At 70.1% G+C, this 20,124-nt stretch carries 17 protein-coding genes; 10 read left to right on the top strand and 7 right to left on the bottom strand.

Features of this window, described 5'->3' with window-relative positions; all coding sequences use genetic code 11:
* Window positions 1-6 precede the first annotated feature (6 nt).
* A complete protein-coding gene (locus tag ASE16_RS00835) occupies window positions 7-783 on the bottom strand; it encodes a DeoR/GlpR family DNA-binding transcription regulator (RefSeq protein ID WP_235500143.1) in 777 nt (258 codons plus the stop codon).
* A 207-nt stretch (window positions 784-990) separates the two neighbouring features.
* Between ASE16_RS00835 and ASE16_RS00830 the strand changes: the two genes are divergently transcribed.
* Genes ASE16_RS00830 through ASE16_RS00805 form a run of 6 tightly spaced genes read left to right on the top strand, consistent with a single transcriptional unit; the run spans window position 991 to window position 6,547 of the window.
* Window positions 991-2,142, top strand: coding sequence for an extracellular solute-binding protein (locus ASE16_RS00830; RefSeq protein WP_055889393.1), 1,152 nt, complete (start codon window positions 991-993; stop codon window positions 2,140-2,142).
* Window positions 2,142-3,089 (top strand): ABC transporter permease, encoded by a 948-nt coding sequence (locus ASE16_RS00825; RefSeq protein WP_055889390.1) that lies wholly within the window; start codon window positions 2,142-2,144, stop codon window positions 3,087-3,089. Before ASE16_RS00830 ends, ASE16_RS00825 begins: the two co-directional genes overlap by 1 nt.
* A complete protein-coding gene (locus ASE16_RS00820) occupies window positions 3,089-3,910 on the top strand; it encodes an ABC transporter permease (protein WP_055889385.1) in 822 nt (273 codons plus the stop codon). The genes ASE16_RS00825 and ASE16_RS00820 overlap by 1 nt, the downstream gene beginning before the upstream one ends.
* An 11-nt stretch (window positions 3,911-3,921) precedes the next feature.
* Window positions 3,922-5,004 (top strand): ABC transporter ATP-binding protein, encoded by a 1,083-nt coding sequence (locus ASE16_RS00815; RefSeq protein WP_235500141.1) that lies wholly within the window; start codon window positions 3,922-3,924, stop codon window positions 5,002-5,004.
* A complete protein-coding gene (locus ASE16_RS00810; RefSeq protein WP_055889379.1) occupies window positions 5,001-5,714 on the top strand; it encodes a glycerophosphodiester phosphodiesterase in 714 nt (237 codons plus the stop codon). The genes ASE16_RS00815 and ASE16_RS00810 overlap by 4 nt, the downstream gene beginning before the upstream one ends.
* Complete coding sequence (locus ASE16_RS00805) at window positions 5,711-6,547, top strand: inositol monophosphatase family protein (protein WP_055889374.1); 837 nt, start codon at window positions 5,711-5,713, stop codon at window positions 6,545-6,547. The genes ASE16_RS00810 and ASE16_RS00805 overlap by 4 nt, the downstream gene beginning before the upstream one ends.
* A gap of 53 nt (window positions 6,548-6,600) precedes the next feature.
* Here the strand turns inward: ASE16_RS00805 and ASE16_RS00800 are convergent, their stop codons facing one another.
* Together ASE16_RS00800 and ASE16_RS00795 are read right to left on the bottom strand one after the other, a co-directional pair.
* Window positions 6,601-7,572, bottom strand: coding sequence for a nucleoside hydrolase (locus ASE16_RS00800; RefSeq protein ID WP_055889370.1), 972 nt, complete (start codon window positions 7,570-7,572; stop codon window positions 6,601-6,603).
* Between the two features lie 90 nt (window positions 7,573-7,662).
* The gene (locus tag ASE16_RS00795; RefSeq protein WP_055889367.1) at window positions 7,663-9,084 is read right to left on the bottom strand and encodes an MFS transporter; all 1,422 of its coding nucleotides are present in this window, start codon (window positions 9,082-9,084) and stop codon (window positions 7,663-7,665) included.
* 148 nt (window positions 9,085-9,232) lie between these two features.
* On the opposite strand from ASE16_RS00795, the gene ASE16_RS00790 reads away from it, so the two are divergent.
* Entirely contained in the window at window positions 9,233-10,021 is a 789-nt protein-coding gene (locus ASE16_RS00790) for a GntR family transcriptional regulator (RefSeq protein ID WP_082581115.1), read from the top strand.
* A gap of 55 nt (window positions 10,022-10,076) precedes the next feature.
* Window positions 10,077-10,904, top strand: coding sequence for a PfkB family carbohydrate kinase (locus ASE16_RS00785; protein WP_055889364.1), 828 nt, complete (start codon window positions 10,077-10,079; stop codon window positions 10,902-10,904).
* 1 nt (window position 10,905) lies between these two features.
* On the opposite strand, the gene ASE16_RS00780 is transcribed toward ASE16_RS00785, so the two are convergent.
* Together ASE16_RS00780 and ASE16_RS00775 are read right to left on the bottom strand one after the other, a co-directional pair.
* On the bottom strand, window positions 10,906-12,294 hold the full coding sequence (locus tag ASE16_RS00780) for an APC family permease (protein ID WP_055889362.1): 1,389 nt from the start codon (window positions 12,292-12,294) through the stop codon (window positions 10,906-10,908).
* 49 nt (window positions 12,295-12,343) lie between these two features.
* The gene (locus ASE16_RS00775) at window positions 12,344-14,038 is read right to left on the bottom strand and encodes an amidohydrolase (protein ID WP_055889357.1); all 1,695 of its coding nucleotides are present in this window, start codon (window positions 14,036-14,038) and stop codon (window positions 12,344-12,346) included.
* 94 nt (window positions 14,039-14,132) lie between these two features.
* Here ASE16_RS00775 and ASE16_RS00770 point away from each other — a divergent pair, with 94 nt between their 5' ends.
* Both ASE16_RS00770 and ASE16_RS00765 read left to right on the top strand, forming a co-directional pair.
* Complete coding sequence (locus ASE16_RS00770; RefSeq protein WP_055889354.1) at window positions 14,133-14,735, top strand: TetR/AcrR family transcriptional regulator; 603 nt, start codon at window positions 14,133-14,135, stop codon at window positions 14,733-14,735.
* Window positions 14,736-14,915: 180 nt separating this feature from the next.
* The gene (locus ASE16_RS00765) at window positions 14,916-17,021 is read left to right on the top strand and encodes an NPCBM/NEW2 domain-containing protein (protein WP_055889350.1); all 2,106 of its coding nucleotides are present in this window, start codon (window positions 14,916-14,918) and stop codon (window positions 17,019-17,021) included.
* 54 nt (window positions 17,022-17,075) lie between these two features.
* On the opposite strand, the gene ASE16_RS00760 is transcribed toward ASE16_RS00765, so the two are convergent.
* Both ASE16_RS00760 and ASE16_RS00755 read right to left on the bottom strand, forming a co-directional pair.
* A complete protein-coding gene (locus ASE16_RS00760; protein ID WP_055889346.1) occupies window positions 17,076-18,002 on the bottom strand; it encodes a hypothetical protein in 927 nt (308 codons plus the stop codon).
* Window positions 17,986-20,124, bottom strand: coding sequence for an alpha-galactosidase (locus ASE16_RS00755; RefSeq protein ID WP_055889344.1), 2,139 nt, complete (start codon window positions 20,122-20,124; stop codon window positions 17,986-17,988). Before ASE16_RS00755 ends, ASE16_RS00760 begins: the two co-directional genes overlap by 17 nt.

The following is a 20,124-nucleotide window of genomic DNA, read 5'->3' as shown; positions in this document are numbered from 1 at the left end:
GCACCCTCACACGGTGCGCGTGTCCCCCTGCGGCGCGACCACCACCCGCCGTCCTCCCTGCACCGCGAGGTCCAGTGTCGCGGCGTCCGCCCCCGCCGTGGTGACGACGGTGTCGAAGTCGACGATCGAGGCGATCCGGTACGAGCCGCTGCCGGGGAACTTGGATGCGGTCGCGACCAGGATCGCGCGGTCTGCGGCCTGACGCATCCTGCCCTTGATGCTCGCCTCCTGCGTGAGGTCGGTGACCACGGCCCCGTCCGGCTTGACTCCTGTGCTGCTGATCACGGCGATGTCGGCGCGGACGAGCGCGAGCGACTCCTCGGTGAGCGGCCCGACCAGCGTTCTGGGCTTCGAGCCGACCATCCCGCCGAGCAGGACGAGCGAGATGGTGTCGTCGTCTCGCAGGGCGTCGAGCACGGCCAGGCTGTTCGTGATCACGGTCACCGGCCGTCCGCGCAGGTGCCTGGCAAGGCGCAGGGTGGTGATGCCGATGTCCAGCAGCACCACGTCGCCGTCCGCGATGAGTGCGGCGGTCGCGATTGCGATCGCCTCCTTCTCGCGGGTGTCGTCGTCGAGGTCGCCGCCGGTCGCTGACTCCTCGCTGAGCGGGACGGTCGCTCCTCCATGCACGCGCCGGAGCCGCCCCGCGAGTTCCAGGCGTTCCAGGTCGCGCCGGATGGTGGTGCCGCTGACCACGAGCAGCCGTGAGAGCTCTTCGACGGTCACGCTCCCCACGGCGTGGAGCCGTTCGACGATCGCCGCCTCTCGCTGATGTGTCAGCATTCTCGACCCTTTCGCAGATGTGAACACCCACAGTCTCGCGGTGCTCATTTGCGCTCATATTAACGCCGTATGAACAGTCCCTAGCGCTCATTTGAAACCTAACGCGCAGCTATCGCCAGGAACGCGCAGCCCGGTTAGCGTGAAAACCGTTCGCCCCGATCATCGGCGCGAACGCTCCCCCGACACCCTTCCCTCCAGGAGTGCTCCGTGAAATCCCCTCGCCTGATCGCCTCCGTCGCAGCCATCGCTGCGGTCGGACTCGCCCTCACCGGCTGCGCGCAGAGCAGTTCGGCCGCGTCGTCAACGGACGGCGCAGACAAGAAGCTCACCGTCTTCCTCAGCGCAGACACCAACATCCAGGACCTCTGGCAGAAGACGCTCATCCCGGCGTTCGAGAAGGCCAACCCCGGATACAGCGTCTCCGTCGACTTCGATCTGCACGGCCTGCACGACCAGCAGACCGTCGCCAAGCTCACCGCGGCGACCATCCAGAAGAAGGACCCTGGCTACGACCTCGTCGACGCCGGCTTCGTCTCCCAGGTGGCCGCATCCGGTCTGCTCGAGAAGGTCTCCGGCACCGAGGTCCCTGGCCTCAAGGACGTGCCGAAGGACCTCGTGGCCGCCGGCGGCAACGGCGGCATCCCGTACCGCGGCTCCAGCGTCGTCCTCGCATACGACACCAAGACCGTCGCCACCCCGCCGAAGACCCTGGACGACCTGCTCGCGTGGATCAAGGCCAACCCTGGCAAGTTCACATACAACTCGCCGGACACCGGCGGCAGCGGTCAGTCGTTCGTCACGACCGTCCTCGACCAGAACGTCTCCGCCGCCGACCGCACCAAGCTGGTCACCGGCTCCGCGCCGGAGGTCGAAGGAGACTGGGACAAGGGATTCGCGACCCTCGCGAGCCTCAACCCGTACGTGTACCAGAAGGGCGTGTACCCGAACGGGAACAACCAGGTGCTCGACCTCCTCTCCAGCGGCCAGATCTCGATCGCCCCGGTCTGGAGCGACCAGTTCGTCACCGGCCACAAGAACGGCCAGATCCCCGCGAACATCGCGTACACCCAGATCTCCGACCCGTCGCTGACCGGTGGTGCGAGCTACCTCGGGATCCCCTCCGCCTCCCCGCGCAAGGCGGGAGCGGAGAAGCTGGTCTCCTGGCTGCTCACCCCCGACGCCCAGGCGCTCGTGGCCGACAGCATCTCCGGGTACCCGGTGATCGCGCTCGACAAGCTCCCCTCCTCCGTGCAGGACCTGTTCAAGGATGCCGACATCGCGAACCTGCGTCCGGCATACTTCGCCACGACCGCCGCCGACCTGAACAAGGCGTGGGCACAGAAGGTCCCAGGCAAGTAATGGCCACCGCCACCGCCGACCGGGCGGCCACCACCGCGGTTCGCAGCGCCCGCCGGGCGCCGCGGACCGCGGTGACCGGCTTCCTGCTTGCCCTCCCTCCCGTCGTCGTCATCGCCCTGTTCGTCGGCGTTCCCGTCGTGCTCGCGCTCGCGTTCAGCGTCGGCTTCACGGGCGGCCTCAACTCCGTGATCGCCGCGGTCGGCCAGAACGTGCACCACGCCGACGGCGCCGTGCCGACCTTCGCCGCGTACGGCGACGTGTTCGCCACGGAGGCGTTCTGGCAGGACCTCGGGCTGACGCTGGGGGTGACCGTCGCCAGCACAGCGATCGTGCTCGTGCTCGCCGGAGGGATCGGCCTCTATCTGCGCCTGCGCGGTGGCTGGCTGGCCAGGCTGCTGTCGGCGGTCGCGATCGTACCGCTGTTCATCCCGGTGGTCATCGCCTCCTGGGCGATCCTCACCTTCTACTCCGCCGACGGCTTCCTGCGCAGCCTGCTCGCGCAGGTCGGCATCGACGGCCCGGTCTGGGCGTACTCCGCCACGGCGATCGTGATCGGCTCGGCGTGGACCTCCCTGCCGTTCGCCGTGCTCATGATCGTGTCGGGGCTGCAGTCCGTCCCCGACGCGCTGATCGAGGCGGCACGGGATGCCGGCGCAGGCACCGTGCGGATCGTGCGCACCATCCTGCTGCCGATGAGCGCCGTGCCGATCGTCATCGCGGTCACCTTCACCGCCATCGGAGTGATCGGGTCGTACACGGTGCCGTACTTCACCGGGCCCAACGCGCCCACGATGCTCGGCGTCGCGCTCGCCAGCTACTTCACCTCGTACAACCAGCCGCAGCAGTCGCTCGTCATGGCGTTCGTGGTGTTCATCGCCGCCGCCGGCATCGGCGCGCTCTACGTCTGGGCCAACTTCCGCAGCGCCCGCCGCGAGGGGAGGATCTGATGCAGCGTCCCGTCTCCGCCGTGCTCCGCGCATCCGGTGCCTGGTTGTTCGCGATCGTCCTGCTGGTGTTCGTGCTCGGCCCGCTGGTCTGGCTGGGAGCGCACGCGTTCGCGGACACCTGGACGTACCCGCACCTGCTGCCCGACTCGTGGACGCTGCGCTGGTGGGCGACCGTGTTCGGCGATCCGTCACTCGGAGCGTCCATCCAGAACTCGCTGCTCATCACACCGATCGTCGTGCTGGTCTCCGCTGTCGTCTGCCTTCCGGCCGCGTACGCGTTCGCCCGGTTCGAGTTCCCCGGCCGCCGCCTGTTCCTGATCGGTCTCTTCGCGACCAACGCGTTCCCGCGCATGGGGCTGTTCGCCACGCTCGCCTCCCTCTATTACGCGCTCGGCCTGATGAACACGATCGCCGGGGTCGTCGTGGTGCAGTTGCTCGGCACGATCGTGTTCATGACCTGGATCCCCGCCGCTGCGTTCTCCGCCGTTCCACGGTCACTGGAGGAGGCGGCGCGCGACGCCGGTGCATCCAGGGCTCGCGTCTTCTTCACTGTGACGCTGCGGATGGCTCTGCCCGGCATCCTGGTCGGCGCTGTCATGGCGTTCCTCGCCGCGTTCGACGAGGCGCAGGGCACCTACCTCGTCGGCGCGCCGGACATCCTGACCATGCCGACCGAGATGTACAGCCTCGTCCTCAACTTCCCCAAGCAGGTCGCTGCCGTGTTCTCGATCCTGCTCGCCATCCCATCGGTGGTGCTGCTGCTCGCCGTGCGCAAGCACGTGATGGGCGGCCAGCTTGCCGAGGGCTTCCAACTCAAATGAAGGAGCACTCCGTGACCTCCCCCTCCCCCGCGACTGCGGTGGCCGATGCGCCGGCCCCCGCCGACGCTGCCGACGTTCCGGACGGCCTGCGCCTCTCCGGCCTCAGCAAGGTGCTCGGCGGCCGCACCATCATCGACAGCCTCGACCTCGCCGTGCAGCGCGGCGAGCTGGTCTCCCTGCTCGGGCCGTCCGGCTGCGGCAAGACGACGACGCTGCGGATGATCGCCGGGTTCCTCTCACCGGACGCCGGGAGCATCGCGATGGCCGGCCGCGACGTCACCCGCCTCGGGCCGGACAAGCGCCCGAGCGCGATGGTGTTCCAGAACTACGCGCTCTGGCCGCACCTGACCGTGGCCAAGAACGTCGCGTACCCACTGCGCCTGCGCCGCCTGTCGCGCGCGGAGGTCGCCGACCGGGTGGATGCGATGCTCGCCCTGGTCAACCTCCTCCACCACCGCGACTCCCGCCCGCCGCGCATCTCCGGCGGCGAGCAGCAGCGCGTCGCGCTCGCCCGCGCCCTGGTGCAGGAGCCGGACGTGCTGCTGCTGGACGAGCCCCTCAGCAATCTGGATGCGAAGCTGCGCGTGAAGGTGCGCGAGGACATCCGCGACCTGCAGCAGCGTCTCGGGATCACCACCGTGATCGTCACGCACGACCAGGAGGAGGCGCTCTCGATCTCGGACAGGGTCGCGGTGATGAACGCGGGTCGCATCGAGCAGTTCAGCACGCCGACGGAGCTGTATGCGCGCCCGGCGACGGAGTTCGTGGCGACCTTCATCGGCGCGCTCAACCGCTTCGACGGGTCGTTCGACGGGACACGGGTGGTCGACGGCACCGGCGTGGTCGGCATCCGGCCCGAGGACGTGGCGTTCTCCCAGGCGCCCCGCCCGGGAGGGATGCGCGCCGTGGTCGAGCGGGTGGTGCCGCACGGGCACTTCCACGAGCTGCGACTGCGGCGCGAGGACGTCACGCTGAACGCGTACGTGTCCGGCCCGCCTCCCCGCCTCGGGAGCGTCGGGTTCGCCACGGTCGAGGCCGCGCTGCTCTACCGCGACGGCCGGCTGGTCGAGCGCGCAGAGGCGGGCGTCGCATGATCCCGCACGCCTCCGCGCACCGCGGCGACTCCTCCGTCTTCCGCGAGAACACCCTCCCCGCCGTCCGCTCGGCCATCGCCAAGGGCGCCGACATAGTCGAGATCGACGTGAGGCTGACGGCCGACGGCGACGTGGTGGTGCTGCACGACCCGACCCTCGAGCGGCTGTGGAACGACCACCGCCCGATCGACGAGGTGCCGACGACCGTCCTCGCCTCCTTCGGCGGCGCAGACGACCGACCTCCCCTGCTAGCCGAGGTGCTGCCGCTCTTCACCGGGACGGGGAGCAGGCTGGTGATCGACATGGACGACGTCCGGTTCGCCGCTCCAGCGCACGCGGTCGTCGCCGCATCCGGCGTGCTGGTCGACTGGTGCGGCGACCTCGACGGGATGCGCGTGATCCGCTCACTCGACCGGCAGGCGCGCATCTGGCTGCCCTGGCGCGCGCTGCGGGTGCCGACGGCGGCCGAGCTCGCCGAGCTGACGCCGGTGACGGTCAACGTCCCGTTCCCCATCGCCGACGACACCTTCGTCCGCGGCGTACACGAGCTCGGCCTGCCCGTCACGGTCTGGACGCTGGACGACCCGGACGACCTCGCCCGCGCCTTCGAGCTCGGCGTCGACACCATCACCACCAACCGGCTGGACAGGCTGCAGGCCATGATCGCGGCACACGCGACGAACGCCGGGATGCCGGAGGTGCTGCGATGACGCCCGGGGAACTGCACGCGGACGAACTGCTCGCGGCTCGAACGCTGGCACTCGACCTCGGCGCCTGGGCGGCCGAGGAGACCCGTTCGCACAGGGTCACCTCGATCTCCACCAAGGCCGACCCCGCCGACCTCGTCACCGAACTGGACCGGTCCATCGAGCTCCGGGTGCGCGAACAGGTGCTCGCCCGCTTCCCCGGCCACGCGTTCGTCGGCGAGGAGTACGGCGGCGCAGCGGTGCCGGGACACCCGACCTGGTACCTCGACCCGGTGGACGGTACGACGAACCTTGCCAACGGCATCCCGTGGACGGCCTTCTCGCTCGCCCTGGCCATCGACGACCGCCCGCTGGTCGGCGTGGTCGCCGACCCGTGGCACGGCGCCGTCTTCGACGCGGTGGCCGGTCAGGGCGCACGCCGGAACGGGGACGTGCTCCGGGTGGAGGCTGGCGCATCCACTGGCCGGTCCTCGCTCGGTGGAGGCGTGGTCGGCAGCGAGCTCGCCGGGCACAGGGCGTGGCCGGGGATGCGCGAGCTCGCGCACCGCCTGACCGACGCGTACTGCACGCTGCGCGTGATGGGCTCCGGCACCCTCACCCTGCTCGGCCCGGCCGCCGGACGCGGAACCGGGGCGATCATCCACCGGTTCAGCCCGATCGACCACCTCGCCGCGACCCTCATCGCGCACGAGGCCGGCGCCGTGGTCCTCGGACAGGACGGCCGCAGCACGCTGTTCCCGGCCGGAGGCGGCGTGCTGGTCGCGGCGCCGGCTGCGGCGGAGGAACTGTACGGGACGTGGAAGGCGGCGCTGCTGGCGGTCGAGGTGACCGCCTGACCGCCTGATCGCCTGCTCGCCCGATCGCCCGCGATCTCAATACAGCGAGCGGGTCACTCCGCCCCGACGAGCCGCCCCACCAGGTGCGCGTCGAGCGGGCGGTCGGTGCCGAGGACGACGCGGACGTGGGCTCCCGGCTGGTCCACGGGGCCGAGGCGCTGGCCGCGGAGGTCGCAGATCGTCTGGCCGCGGCCGGGGCCGTGGGTCGCATCCACCACCACGTCGACCAGCGGCGCGTTGGTGGCCGTGATGCCGCCGACCGCGATCGCGGCGGCGAGCGGGTCGTGCAGCGCGCTGCTGCGGTGGCCGTAGAGCTCGACATAGAAGTCGAAGTAGAAGTCGAGCATCTGGCCGACCGCGCGGGCGAGGGGGCGGTCGGAGTCGAGGAGCTGCGCGCGGTGCGACTCCTCCAACGTGTTCTCGACCGTGACGTCGAGCGGCACCAGCACGACGGGCCACGGCGCGGCGAGCAGCTCGGCCGCCGCCTCAGGGTCATTCCAGATGTTGGCCTCGGCGACCGGGGTGACGTTGCCGGACGCGTGCGCCGCTCCGCCCATCGCGGTCAGCTCGACCACGCGCGTCGGCAGGGTCGGGTCGAGGCGCAGAGCGAGGGCGATGTTCGTCGTCGGCCCGACCGTGATGACCTCGAGCCGGCCGTCGTACTCGTGCGAGAGGCGCACGAGCAGGTGGGCGGCGTCCTCGTCGATCGCGGTGAGGCCGGAGGCCGGCAGCTCGACGTCACCGATCCCGTTCGCGCCGTGCACGTGGGGCGCGCCGCCCTCGAACGCGCGGGTGAGGGCGTCGTGGGCGCCGACGGCGACCGGGATGTCGTGACGACCGGCGAGCGAGAGGATGCGCAGCGTGTTCTCTGCGGCTTGAGCCGCGCTCACGTTGCCGCTCACCGTGCCGATGCCGACGAGGTCGATCTCGGGCGACGCCAGAAGGTACGCCAGGGCGAGCGAGTCGTCGATGCCGGTGTCGCAGTCGAAGTAGACGGGACGGCGTCGGGTGTCGGTGGTGGTCATGCGTGGTGCTCCGTGTTTCTGGTGGTGATGCGGGGCATCCGGCCGAACCGGACGCCCCGCGAGGGTGGTGCGAGGACGACGGCTGGGCGGCTAGATGGTCTGCCCGCGGCGCGGCGCGATGAACAGGCTGGCGATCAGCGCGAGGACGGTGATCCCCACGCTGATCCAGAGCGCGATGCCGTAACCGGCGAGTGTGCCCTGGGCGACGAACGGCGCCACGATGCCGATGCCGAGGCTCGCTCCGATGCCGAACCCTGCGCCGTTCAGGCCGGGCAGCGCGGCCGGGGCGTCCGGCGGGGAGAGCAGCACGCCGAGTCCGTTGATCGTGGTGAGCACGAGGCCGTTGTATGTGAGGCCGAGCAGCGCGATCATCGCCAGGACGACGCCCTGGTTCTGCGGCAGCAGGCTGATCACGACGAGGGCCAGGATGCAGAGCACCATGCCGATGCGCAGGATGCGGATCCAGCCCTGCCTGCCCGCCAGCCAGCCGGAGAGCGGTGCGGCGAACACACCGATCAGGGCGGGCGGCGCGAGGAAGAGCAGCGCGGAGGTCGCGGCGTCGAGACCGAAGCCGACCTTCGCATCCTGGCTGAGCAGCACCACGGTGAAGTTGATCACCGCGAACACGCCGGACAGGGTCAGGATGGTTGTGGCGATCACCGGCCAGACCTGACGGGAGCGCAGGTGCTCGACGGCGATCAGCGGGGTGGTGCGCTTCTTCTCGACGAACCAGAACGCCACAAGCGAGACGATGGTGCCCGCCAGGTAGAGCAGCGTGATCGGCGCGGCCCAGCCGGCCGACGAGCCCTGCGAGACGAAGAACGTGACGCAGACCAGCGCGATCGAGAGCACGGCCGCGCCCCACCAGTCCATGCGTCCTGGCGACACCGGCTTGGAGGTCTTGGGAACGACGAGGAGCACGCAGGCCAGGGCGACCAGGCCGACGAGGAAGATCACCACGAAGATCGAGCGGAAGCCGAAGGTGTCGGCGAGCAGACCGCCGAAGTAGCCGTCGACGCCGCCGACTCCGCCGTTCACCGCGGTGATGATGCCGAGCGTCGTGCCGAAGACCTTGGCGCTCATCCGCTCGCTCAGGATCACGTAGGAGAGCTGGAACGCCGCACTCGACGCCCCCTGCAGCGCGCGGCCGATCAGCAGCACGGGAAGGCTCGGCGCGAACATGCAGAGCAGCGTTCCCGCCGCCAGCACCACGAGCACGAGCACGAGCGCCTGCTTGCGGCCGATGAAGTCGCTCCAGCGCGACAGCACGACACCGCCGATCGCTCCGGCGAGGAAGAACAGCGACGACACCTGCGACACCGCGCCGACGCTCTCGTGCAGGTCGCGGGCGATATCGGGCAGTGCGGGGGTGATCATGCTGGCGTTGAGCTGGAACGACAGCACACCGAGGATGAGCGTGGCGACGAGCGCGACGGCCTTTCCTCCGCGCAACGGCGGGGCCGATGGATGTGCGGCGGCCGTGGCGGCGCTGTCGAGCGTGGGGGAACTCACGGGGCGACTCCTTTGTCTGACTGTTCGGGGTACAGGGCCGTGTGGAGCACGGCGGGTACGATGTTATACCTCTCCGGTGCGACATGCGAACCACTGGAGATTTTCGTGATTGAATATGGGAGACCTGACGAGCGAGGGAGCCTGCGAAATGACCATGACCGTCGACCAGTTCCTGGACCGGAATCTCACCACCACGGTCGGTCAGCCGTTGCGCGTGGCCGTGTACTCGCGAATCGCCGAGGGCATCCGCGGGCACGTCTTCCCCCTCGGGTCCGCGCTTCCTCGGGAGACGGAGCTCGGCGCATCCCTCGGAGTCAGCCGCACGGTCGTCCGCGAAGCGCTCATGCTCCTGGAGGAGGACGGCCTGATCGTCACGCGCCGCGGGGTGGGGCGCTTCGTCGCCACGAGCATCCCGAGGGTCGGCCTGGAGGAGCTGCGGCCGTTCGAGCATGCACTGTCGGACGGCGACGGCCGGGTGGTCGTGCGTCCCGTCGAGTTCGCGATGCAGCCGACCACCGACTTCGTGTCCAACAAGCTGGCCATCGACCTCGCGGCCAACACCTGGTTCCGCGAGAGCGTGATCGAGCGCGACGGCGAGCCCATCGCGATCGTGCAGGAGCACTTCCCGGCCGGCCGCTACCTGAGCGACGTGAGCCCGGCGATCGCCGAACATCTGGGTGCGGCCGCCGCAGCTCCCGCGACCCTCCTCGCCGAGCTGATCGAGCGCGTTGGCCCGGTGTTCAGCTCCGGCGTGTGCCAGATCGCGGTGAACGTCGCCGGGGCATCCCGCGCGAAGCTCCTCGCCCTCGGGGCCAACGACCCCGTGCTCATCCTCACGCAGACCGCCGAGATCGACGGGACGCCCATCTACCTCGCCAAGTGCATCGTGTCGTCGCGGGTCGCCCACCTCTCCGTGGTGCAGGCCTCGCAGGCCTGACCACGCCGTCCCAGACATTCCACCGCCGTCCCCCGCAGCAGAGAGACCCACCAGCGTGCAGAAACTCACCGTCGTCGGCAGCGTCAACGTCGACCTCACCGCCATCACCAGCCGCCTGCCGGAGCCCGGCGAGACCATCGGAGGCGGCCGGCTGCGGCGCGACGCGGGCGGCAAGGGAGCCAACCAGGCCGCGGCCGCCGCACGCCTCGGCGCCGAGGTGCGCATGGTCGGAGCGGTGGGCGACGACGCCGACGGCCAGTGGATGCGCACAGCGCTCACGGACGCCGGGGTCGACACCACGCACATCGCCTCCGTGAGCGAAGCCACCGGCACCGCCCTCATCGTGGTGGACGCCGCAGGCGAGAACCAGATCGCGGTGTGCGAGGGCGCCAACGCACTGGTCACCATCGACGGCGTCGCGTTCGCCGACGACGAGACGGTGCTCGCGCAGCTCGAGATCTCGATGGAACTCATCACGCGCCTGGCCGAGACGGTTCCCGGCTATCTGGCACTGAACGCCGCGCCTGCCCAGCCGTTGCCCCGCGCCGTGCTCGACCGGGTCGACCTGTTCATCGTCAACGAGACCGAGTACGCGCTGATGCCCGAACTGCGGGATGCGCCGCTCGTCGCCGTCACGTACGGATCGAAAGGCGCTGCGCTGCTCGAGCGCGGCGAGACGATCGCCTCTGTGCCCGCCGTCGCGACGACCCCCGTCAACACGGTCGGCGCAGGCGACGCGTTCTGCGCTGCTCTGACGCTCGCGCTGCGCGAAGGGTTCAGCCCTGTCGACGCGCTCACCACCGCCTGCGCGGTCGGCGCCGCGGCGGTCGCCGACCCGTCGTCGCAACCTGACCTCGCCCCGCTGGCGGCATACGCCGCCTGAGCTAGAGATCGCTCGGCCCGCGCAGCGGCGGTGGGCTCACCCGGAAGAACCGGGTGCGCCAGAGCAGGTAGGCCAGACCGATCGCCACCCAGACCCCGCCGACGATCATCGCACTCGGCTCCAGGCTGAACCAGAGGGCGACGTTGATCGCCACCCCGAGCCCTGGGAGAACCAGGTACCCGATGGCAGCACGCCAGCCGCGCTTCTTCACGAACCGGAGGTAGGTGAAGATCACCGACAGGTTCACGAAGATGAAGGCGACGAACGCGCCGAAGTTGATGAGGGATGCCGCACGGCCGAGGTCGAGGAAGACGGCGGAGCAGGCGAGCGCGGCGATGAGGAGCACATTCGCCGCAGGAACGCCCGCGCGGTTCAGCGAGCCGAAGAAGCGCTTCGGGAGCGCGCCGTCCCGCCCCATCGCGTAGAGCAGGCGCGCTGCGCTCATCTGCTGGGTGATGCCGCAGCCGAGCACGGCGACCATGTACCCGCCGATGAAGACGGCCTGGAAGGCGGCGCCGCCGATGTACTTCGCGATCTCCGGCGACGCTCCGACGATGTTGCCGACCTTCGCCACATCGGGGAACAGCACCTGCATCGCGTAGGTGACCGAGACGAAGAAGACCCCGGCGACGGCGACGATGATGAGGATCGCCCTCGGGATGTCCCTCTTCGGCTTCTCCGCCTCCTCCGCCAGGGTGCTGACCGCGTCGAAGCCCAGGAACGACAGCGCGAGGATGGCCGCTCCCGACGCGACGGCCGGGAGGTCGAGCCCCGGCGAGAAGAAGGGCGTCATCGAGAACGAGGCGCCGTTCGCGCCATCCACGATGTTCTTGATCGTCAGCGCGACGAATACCACGGCGACCACCACCTGGATCACCACCAGGATCACGTTCACCTTCGCCGCGATCTGCACCCCGATCAGGTTCAGGACCGTGCAGATGACGATGGTGGACAGGATCCACACCCACGACGGGATGCCGGGGAACGCCGCTGACATGTAGATGGCCGACAGCAGCGCGTTGATCATCGGCAGCAGCAGATAGTCGAGGGTCGCCGCCCAGCCGACCAGGAAGCCGATGTGCGGGTTGATCGCCTCCCTGGTGTACGTGTATGCCGAGCCGGCGAACGGGAAGACCTTGACCATCCTGGAGTAGCTGAGCGCCGTGATCAGGACGGCGACGAGCACGACGAGATAGGCGAGTGGGACGTGCCCGTGGGTGACGTCCGCCACGATCCCGAACGTGTCGAAGACCGCGAGGGGCGCCATGTACGCCAGCCCGAGGAAGACGATGTGCCGGAGCTTGAGGGTTCTGCGGAGGCCGGGAGCCCCCGATGCTGGAGGTGCTTCCGCGGTGCGGGACGGTGCGATGGCCGGGTCGAGCTGGGACATGAGGGTTTCCTTCGCGACGGTGGGAGGAACGGATCAGGGGGGGGACGGATCAGTGGGGGGTGCTGACCGTCTCGGCGTGGGTCGCCGAGCAGTGCGCGAGCCCGCCGTAGACGGACGGGACAGCGGATGCGGCGGCCGCGTCGTGCACGACCGCACCGCCCACGATGGTGAGGTCCGCCCGCTGATCGAGCAGGCCGGACGGGTCGCCTTCGTGCGTGTAGAGGTCGTCGGACCAGGCGACCACGTCGGCCTTCGCGCCGACGCGGATCACCCCGAGGTCCTGCTCGGAGTGCCAGGCCCACGCACCCTCGCGGGTGTAGCCGCGGATGGTGTCGTCGAGTGAGAGACGTTCGTCGGGCGTCCACGCGTCTCGCCCGTCGAGACCGGCGCGGGTGAGCGCGGAGTAGAAGCCGACGAGCGGGTCCATCTCCCCCACCTGCCAGTCGCTCGAGAGGGCGACGTGCGCCCCGGAGGCCATCAGGGAGCGGATGCGCCACGCGCGGTCCCAGCGCTGCTCGCCCACGTTCTCCATCCAGGTGCCGGCGACGAGGTCCGGGGAGCAGTGCCGCGGCTGCATGGCGGCGGTGATGCCGAGGGCCGCGAACCGCGGGAGGTCGTCCGGGTGCAGGCACTCGACGTGCACGATGCCGTGACGCCGGTCGACCGTGCCGTTGGCTCTGCCGGCGTGCTCGATCGCATCCAGGGCCAGCCGGATGCCGCCGTCTCCTGTGGCGTGCGTGTGAGTCTGGAAGCCGAGCCGGTCGAGCTCGGTGACGATCCTGGTCAGCTCGCCGAGCGGCGCGCTTGGATGGCCGCGGTGACCTGGCCGGTCGGCGTAGTCGTCGAGCATCCACGCGGTGTGCGGTTCGATCACGTCGTCGGCGTAGAGCTTGACGGGGCCGAAGCGGAGGAGGTCGTTGTGCGGGGCGGAGTCGACCGCATCCCGGAGGTCCCGGCGGAAGGCGGCGTCGGCGTCGATGGGGTGGAACAGCGCGGCGATCACGCGCGAGCTCAGCCGGCCCTCCGCCTGCGCGCGGTGGAGGAGGTCGATCTCGGCAAGCGGCACCTGCGGCTCGACCACGGTGGTGATGCCGCTCGCGGTCGCGAGCCCGAGGCTGCCGATGAGCTTGCGGTAGCGGCGCTCCGGGGAGTACATCGGGATGTCGCGCTGCAGCCCCGCGAGCCCTGCCGTGGTCATGGCGCTGGTGTAGAAGTCGGTCACCCACCCCGTGGCCGTGCCGTCGGCGCGGCGCTCGGGGCGGCCCCACGGGATGTCGCCCCCGTCCGCGATCCCGAGGATGCGCATGGCCTTCTCGTCCAGCCACACCGAGTGCTGGTCGTAGGTGGTGACGAAGATCGGGCGGTCGGTGAGTCCGGCGAGGTCGTCGGCGTTCGGGCGGCGGCCGGAGACGATCGAGTAGACGGCGTTCTCGGCGCAGATCCAGTCGAGGTCGGGGCGGCGCTCCGCCAGCTCGTGGATGCGGCGGCGCACCTCCTCGAGCGTGTCCGCGCCTTCGAGGCTGACCGCATCCTGATCGAAGCCGAGCAGCAGGTGGTTGTGGCTGTCGATGATGCCCGGCGTGACGGACGCGCCGCCGAGGTCGCGGGTCTCGGCGGCGGCCGGTGCGTCGTCCACGGAGCCGACGTAGCTGATCCTCCCACCGGTGATCCCGACGGCCTCTGCCCAGGGACGGGCGTCGTCGAATGTGCGGACGGACGCGTTGGTGAGGAGCAGGTCGGTCACGGATATCCCTCTCGGCGGTGAACTGGATCTATTCTTTGACGCTTGTGTCAAATAATTCCGAAAGTGTGTCACGCCGATCGGATAGTGTCAAGGAATGGCCAGACCGCGCAGGCAGGAGGAACGCCGCGCCGACCTCGTGGAGGCGGCGCTCACCGCCGTCTCCGAGCACGGCCTCCGCTCCCTCTCGCTCGCGGACGTGGCCGAGAAGGCCGGCCTCACCCGCGGCGCGATCCTCTACTACTACGAAGACCTCGACGCCCTCCTGGTCGAGGCCCACCGCGCCGGTCTCGAACGCTTCTGCGACCACCGCGACGCCGTGGTCGCCGCCATCGCAGAGCCCCAGCTCCAGCTCGCCGCCGCCATCCGCGAGGGTCTCCCCAGCGGCCCGGACGACGCCCTGATGCGCCTCCTCTACGAGTTCGACGTGCTGGCGGGAACGTCGAAGCTGCACGACGACCTGGTCGAGAAGATGTACCTGCGCCAGCTCGCCACGTACACCACCATCCTGGAGCGAGGGACCGCATCCGGAGCATTCGCCCCCCGCCTCGACGTGGCGACGCTGGCGATGAACCTGGTGGCCCTCGAGGATGCGTACGGGTTGCACATCGTGGCGGGGAACAGCCTGATCACGGTGGAGTCCGCCGAGGCGGCCATGACGGCGGCGGCCGCGGGGCTCGGGGCGCCGACGCGGGTGTGAGGAGGGGCGGAATGGGCTCGGTCCGTTTCGCTCGCGACCGACCCGACCGGCTTGCGGATCGGTGCGCTCAATCGTCGACTTGTCCAGATATTCCGTGATCTCCTGCATTTCGGCCATCGCTCTCCTGCGGTCTGATGAGGTGCCTGGGTCTGCCAGGCGACAAAGAAGTCAGGAGTATTGATGTTGACGAAACGCATACTGGGGCTCGGCGTCGCGGCGCTGCTCGGCCTCTCGGCGTCGACGGCGTTGGCCTTGCCAGCGGCCGCTGCGCCTCAGCCGGCCTCGCCGCCCACGGCGGTCGCCGCCGCGCCTTCTGCCCCGCTCGCCGCGACCCCGTACGCCGGTTGGAACACGTACTTCGGTCTGGGCGGCGACTACACCGCAGCTCAGGTGCTGGACGTCGCCGACCACCTGGTCTCCAGCGGCCTCGCCAAAGCCGGGTACGACATCGTCTGGCTCGACGGCGGATGGCAAGCGGCGACCCCGCGCGGCGCCGACGGGTTGCTGCAGGGCGACCCGGCACGCTTCCCGGACGGGATGGCCGCTCTCGCCGCCGCCATCCACGCGAAGGGGCTCAAGGCCGGCATCTACACCGACGCCGGCCCGTACATCCCCGGATCGTGCGGGCTCGGCAGCTACGGCCATTACCAGACCGACGCCGACACGTTCGCGACGTGGGGGTTCGACGCCGTGAAGGTCGACTTCCTCTGCGGAATCGCTGCGAACCTCGACCCGAAGACCGTGTACACGCAGTTCGCGGACGCCCTCCGGCACAACAGCAGCGGGCGGCCGATCATCTTCAACCTCTGCAACCCCGTGACGTCGCCCGACTGGGGCAACTACCCGGAGTCGCAGCAGTCGACGAACACCTGGAGCTACGCACCGGCGATCGCCCAGTCGTGGCGCACATACACCGACGTCGGCTTCGTGAACTCGATCAAATACACCGACGTGCTCCGCAACTTCGACGCCAACGCACGGCACCCGGAGGTCGCAGGGCCGGGTCACTGGAACGACCCGGACTACCTTGGGCCGCAACTGGGGATGACGGATGAGGAGTTCCGCTCGCAGATGGCGCTGTGGTCGATGTCGGCCGCCCCCCTGGTGGTCGGCAGCGACCCGCGCACCTTCAGCCAGGCGACGATCGCCGCACTCACCAACCCCGACCTGCTCGCGATCGATCGGGATGCTCTCGGCAAGCAGGCGGTCCGCGTCGGGCCGGCCGGCACGACGGAGACCTGGACGAAGCCGCTCGCGAACGGGGCGACAGCCGTCGCGCTCGTCAACCGCGGAGACACCGCGACCGAGATCGCGACGACGCCGGCGACGATCGGCCTGAAAGCCACCCGCGTGACCGTCAAGGATGCGTGGACCCACCAGGTGAGCGAAGCCAAGGATTCGATCCGCTCCCAGGTGCCCGCCCACGGCGTGTCCGTCCTCGTCGTCAGCAAGAGCACGGGCATCCCTGACAGTCCGCGCGTGACAGCGGGGGCGCCGGCGGTCACCGCCGTGAACGGCACCGCCGTGAGTCCCAGTGTCAATCTGCTCGCCGCGGCTGGGTCGAAACTCGACGTGAGGGTGACGGTCCGGAATGACGGAACCACGCCCGTCGCTCTTCCGAAGACGACGCTCGCAACGCCGGACGGCTGGACGAGCACGACGAAGGGCCGGCAACCGGCGCTCATCCAGCCCGGCCGTTCTGTCGATGTGGCGTTCACTGTCGCCGTGCCGACGAGCGCACCCGTCGGAGCGTCGGCGGTCACCGCATCCGTCCGGTTCGTCGGCCTCCGTGGACCGGTGACCGTCACATCGCCGGCATCGACCGTGACGATCGCTCCCGCACCGCCATCCGGCGCGAACCAGCCGTTGTCGCACCAGCCCTGGGTGTCGGCGACGAGCGGCTGGATGACGCCTGCCATCGACCAGAGCGTCGGTGGCGGCAACCCGATCCGGGTCGCGGGGAGCACGTACCCCACCGGGCTCGGCGTGGCCAGTCCGTCCGACATCCGCTACTACCTGGGCGGCACGTGCACTCGGCTGACCGGGATCGCCGGCATCGACGATGTCGTCGACAACGTCGGCCCGGACGGCGGAACGGCGACCTTCTCGCTGATCGCGGACGGCACGACGGTCTGGGACAGCGGCACGGTCGCCAGGGGCACCGCCGCAGCGTTCGACGCGGACCTCACGGGTGTGCGCGAGCTCGTGCTGCACGTCGGAGACGCGGGAGACGGCGGCTACAACGACCGCGCAGACTGGGCGGCACCGCTGATCACCTGCGCCTGAGCGGGCGACGTTCGTGACGGGTGCGGGTTCCGGCGGCGCCGGGACCCGTACCGGTCACGAACGGAAGCGCCGACGGTCGATGCCCCACTCGAGCGTCCAGCGGGAGGCCGGGGGCATCCAGTGGACATCGACGCCGGAGTTGAACGCATCAGGCGGGGCCGTCATGGGCTCGAGGGCCACTGCGAGCGCGCCTGGGCCGCGGCCTGGCGGTCGATCCGTGACATAGACCTGCGCCCAGCGGAACCGCTCGTCCGCCCACAGAGTCGCCGACTCCCCGGTGCGGTCGTCGCACAGTCGCATCCGGATTCGGCCCGCTTCCGAGTGCAACCCGGTGTACGCGGCGTGCCCGGGGGCGTCCTCCAGCACCGTCGGTGTGCGCAGGTCGTACGGCGTGCCGGCGACCGGCTCGGAAGCTCGTGGCAGATTGTCGTCGCCGAGCACCAGCGTGGTTTCCGCGGCGACCTGAATCCGAAGGTCCGTCGACGGTGCATCCCCGACCCGCAGGTATGGATGCACGCCCACCGCGACCGGAGCCGGCCTGTCGCTCCGGTTGACGACGGTGATCTCGGATCGGATCCCCGTCGGAACCAGGTGATACCGAACCTCGACGTCGAGCTCGAACGGGTAGCCGGCGGGACTGTCCACGGACGCCGCCAGGCCGACGACGTCCTGGTCGTGCTCGATGACCTCGAACGGCGTGGTCGCGACGAGGCCGTGCAGGGCGTTTCCGCCGGTCGACTCCGTCACGTCGAGCGACTGCGTCGCGCCATCGAGCGTCCAGGTCGCGCGCCGGATGCGGTTGGGCCACGGGACGAGAACCGCTCCGGAATACGCGACAGGTCCTTCGCGGCCGCCGGAGACGAGGTCGAGCCCGTCGACGCTCAGAGCTTGAAGGCCGGCTCCGACCCGCGAAACAGTCGCTTCGATGCTCCGACCGTCTGACGTTCGGGAGAGGCGGACAGGGTCAGACCGCACGGACATGCAGCAGCAGGGATCGATCGGGGTCCAGTGACGGCATCTCGATGCCAACGCGGCGCAGGACGCGACCGCTTAGAACGACCTCGTCGGCGAGCCACGGCGGTTGCGCGCCGGCCGGCCGTTCCCCGGTGGGGAAAACCGCGCGGACGGCGTAGGTCTTCGCGTCGTCCAGACCGGGCAGACCCGCTCGGCCGACGGGCCAGGTGCTCGGCCGCTCGACGATCGAGAACGCGTACAGGCCCTCGTCGGCAGACGCGCTCACCACGCCCTCCAGCCGGGCGGCCGGCTCCGCGAGGTCGGCGTGGACGACGACCCCCGAGTGCAGCAGCTCCCGGTGTTCTTTGTGGAAGTCGATCCAGTCCGCCAGCTCGCGCTTGGTTTCGTCGTCGGCGGTCAGCAGGTCGATCTCGACGCCGAGGTTGCCCCAGATCGCCTTCTCTCCTCGGTACGACAACGGATGCACGCGGTGCGTCGTGTGCGACTCCTCCGCTCCGATGTGTGTGCCCTGCAGTTCGGGCGGGACGAGGAGCCCCGTCCACCGCTGGATCTCCAGCCGTTCATGCGGGTCGTTGCAGTCGCTCGGCCAGACACGCTGGGTTCGTTCGAGGACGCCGAGGTCGATGCGTCCCCCGCCGCTGGCGCACGACTCGATCTCGAGACCGGGGTGCCTGCGGTGCAATTCGTCCATCAGCCGATAGGCGGCGATGGTCTGCTCGCGCAGCCCCGGCCTCCCGGAGGGGGTGTGTCCGGCGTCGAGCAGGTAGCGATTGTGGTCCCACTTCACGTAGGCGATGCCGAGCTCGGCGATGAGGGTGCTCATCCGGTCGAGCAGGTACGCGTATGCCTCCGGGTGCCCGAGGTCGAGGACGTGCTGCTGCCGCGACGGCAGGCCGGGACCGTGGCCGGCGTCGAAGATCCACTCGGGATGCTCGACGGCGAGCCGTGAGTCGAGGTTGATCATCTCCGGCTCGAACCAGAGGCCGAAGTCCATGCCGAGCTCCCGGACGCGCTCGGCGATCGGGGCGAGGCCGTCCGGCCAGCGCTCGATGTCCACATCCCAGTCACCGAGAGAGGTGGTGTCGTCGCGGCGGCCGGTGAACCACCCGTCGTCGATCACGAAGCGTTCGGCCCCGACGGCGGCGGCCTCCTCGGCGAGCCGGGTGAGAGCCGCCGGGTCGTGGTCGAAGTAGACGGCTTCCCAGGTGTTCACCAGCACGGGACGGCGACCTGTCGGGTGAGCGCTCGACGCCCGCAGGTGCCGGTGGAACCGCGCAGCGAGCTCATCCAGCCCGTCGCCCCACGCGCCGTATTGCCACGGCGTCACATACTCGTCGCCTTCGGCGAGCTCGACCTCTGCGGCCGCGAGACCCTCGACGGCCGACAGGCGCCGCACGTTCGCGGGGGTGCGCTCTGCGGCGAGGGTCTGATTTCCGCTCCAGCCGAGATGCGTGGCCCACACCCGTCCCGAGCGGAAGCCGAAGCCGCGTTCGCCTGCCGCGAGCAGAAGCGTGTGCTCCAGCCCGGGCTTGCCGCCGCGCGACGCGCGCACCCACTCGCCGACATCGAATGCGCGCCGTTGCGGCACCCGCTCGAGCGACCAGCGCCCGGTCAGATCCAGCACCTCGTCGGCTTCTGCCGGCACAGGCAGTGCGAGTTCGAGGCTCTCCACCCGGAACACGTCCGCATTCAGGTTGCGCAGTCGCGCTCGCTGTCTGACGAGCCCGCTCTCCGCCAGCACGTCGAGTTCGATCGTGAGCGCCAAGCCGTACGCGTCATCTGTCGCTTCCGTGTGCAGGGCGACGCTCGCGTCCGTCGTGACGAGCTCGCTCCGCGCCGTGCGGAAGACCGGCGCCCAGCGGCGGCCACCGGAATCCCCGACGAGGCCGGGACGCCCCAGCCAGCCCTCGTGCAACTGGGCGAGCACGGGCACCGGCTGCGGGTACGTCACCACGCTGTCGCCGACGGCCGGGAGCGAGACCTGCGCGATCGTGCGAAGTTCCCCGGCATCGAGCTCGCCGAGGTCATCGCCCCAGTGCAGGATGCGCGGAAGCCGGTTGCCGTCGAGGAGGACGACGACGCTCGTCCCTCCCGCGCGCAGATGTACGAGGTCCGTGTCGACGAGCAT

This window comes from Leifsonia sp. Root227, from assembly GCF_001428745.1.
GTDB lineage: Bacteria > Actinomycetota > Actinomycetes > Actinomycetales > Microbacteriaceae > Leifsonia.
This window is presented reverse-complemented; position numbering and strand designations above follow the sequence as displayed.

What these genes read in the sequence shown, in the direction of transcription:
- ASE16_RS00810 (WP_055889379.1), top strand. Translation starts at nt 5,001, where the DNA reads ATGATCCCGCACGCCTCCGCGCACCGCGGCGACTCCTCCGTCTTCCGC.
- ASE16_RS00790 (WP_082581115.1), top strand. Translation starts at nt 9,233, where the DNA reads ATGACCATGACCGTCGACCAGTTCCTGGACCGGAATCTCACCACCACG.
- ASE16_RS00825 (WP_055889390.1), top strand. Translation starts at nt 2,142, where the DNA reads ATGGCCACCGCCACCGCCGACCGGGCGGCCACCACCGCGGTTCGCAGC.
- ASE16_RS00755 (WP_055889344.1), bottom strand. Translation starts at nt 20,124, where the DNA reads ATGCTCGTCGACACGGACCTCGTACATCTGCGCGCGGGAGGGACGAGC.
- ASE16_RS00805 (WP_055889374.1), top strand. Translation starts at nt 5,711, where the DNA reads ATGACGCCCGGGGAACTGCACGCGGACGAACTGCTCGCGGCTCGAACG.
- ASE16_RS00800 (WP_055889370.1), bottom strand. Translation starts at nt 7,572, where the DNA reads ATGACCACCACCGACACCCGACGCCGTCCCGTCTACTTCGACTGCGAC.
- ASE16_RS00765 (WP_055889350.1), top strand. Translation starts at nt 14,916, where the DNA reads ATGTTGACGAAACGCATACTGGGGCTCGGCGTCGCGGCGCTGCTCGGC.
- ASE16_RS00760 (WP_055889346.1), bottom strand. Translation starts at nt 18,002, where the DNA reads ATGTCCGTGCGGTCTGACCCTGTCCGCCTCTCCCGAACGTCAGACGGT.
- ASE16_RS00820 (WP_055889385.1), top strand. Translation starts at nt 3,089, where the DNA reads ATGCAGCGTCCCGTCTCCGCCGTGCTCCGCGCATCCGGTGCCTGGTTG.
- ASE16_RS00835 (WP_235500143.1), bottom strand. Translation starts at nt 783, where the DNA reads ATGCTGACACATCAGCGAGAGGCGGCGATCGTCGAACGGCTCCACGCC.
- ASE16_RS00770 (WP_055889354.1), top strand. Translation starts at nt 14,133, where the DNA reads ATGGCCAGACCGCGCAGGCAGGAGGAACGCCGCGCCGACCTCGTGGAG.
- ASE16_RS00780 (WP_055889362.1), bottom strand. Translation starts at nt 12,294, where the DNA reads ATGTCCCAGCTCGACCCGGCCATCGCACCGTCCCGCACCGCGGAAGCA.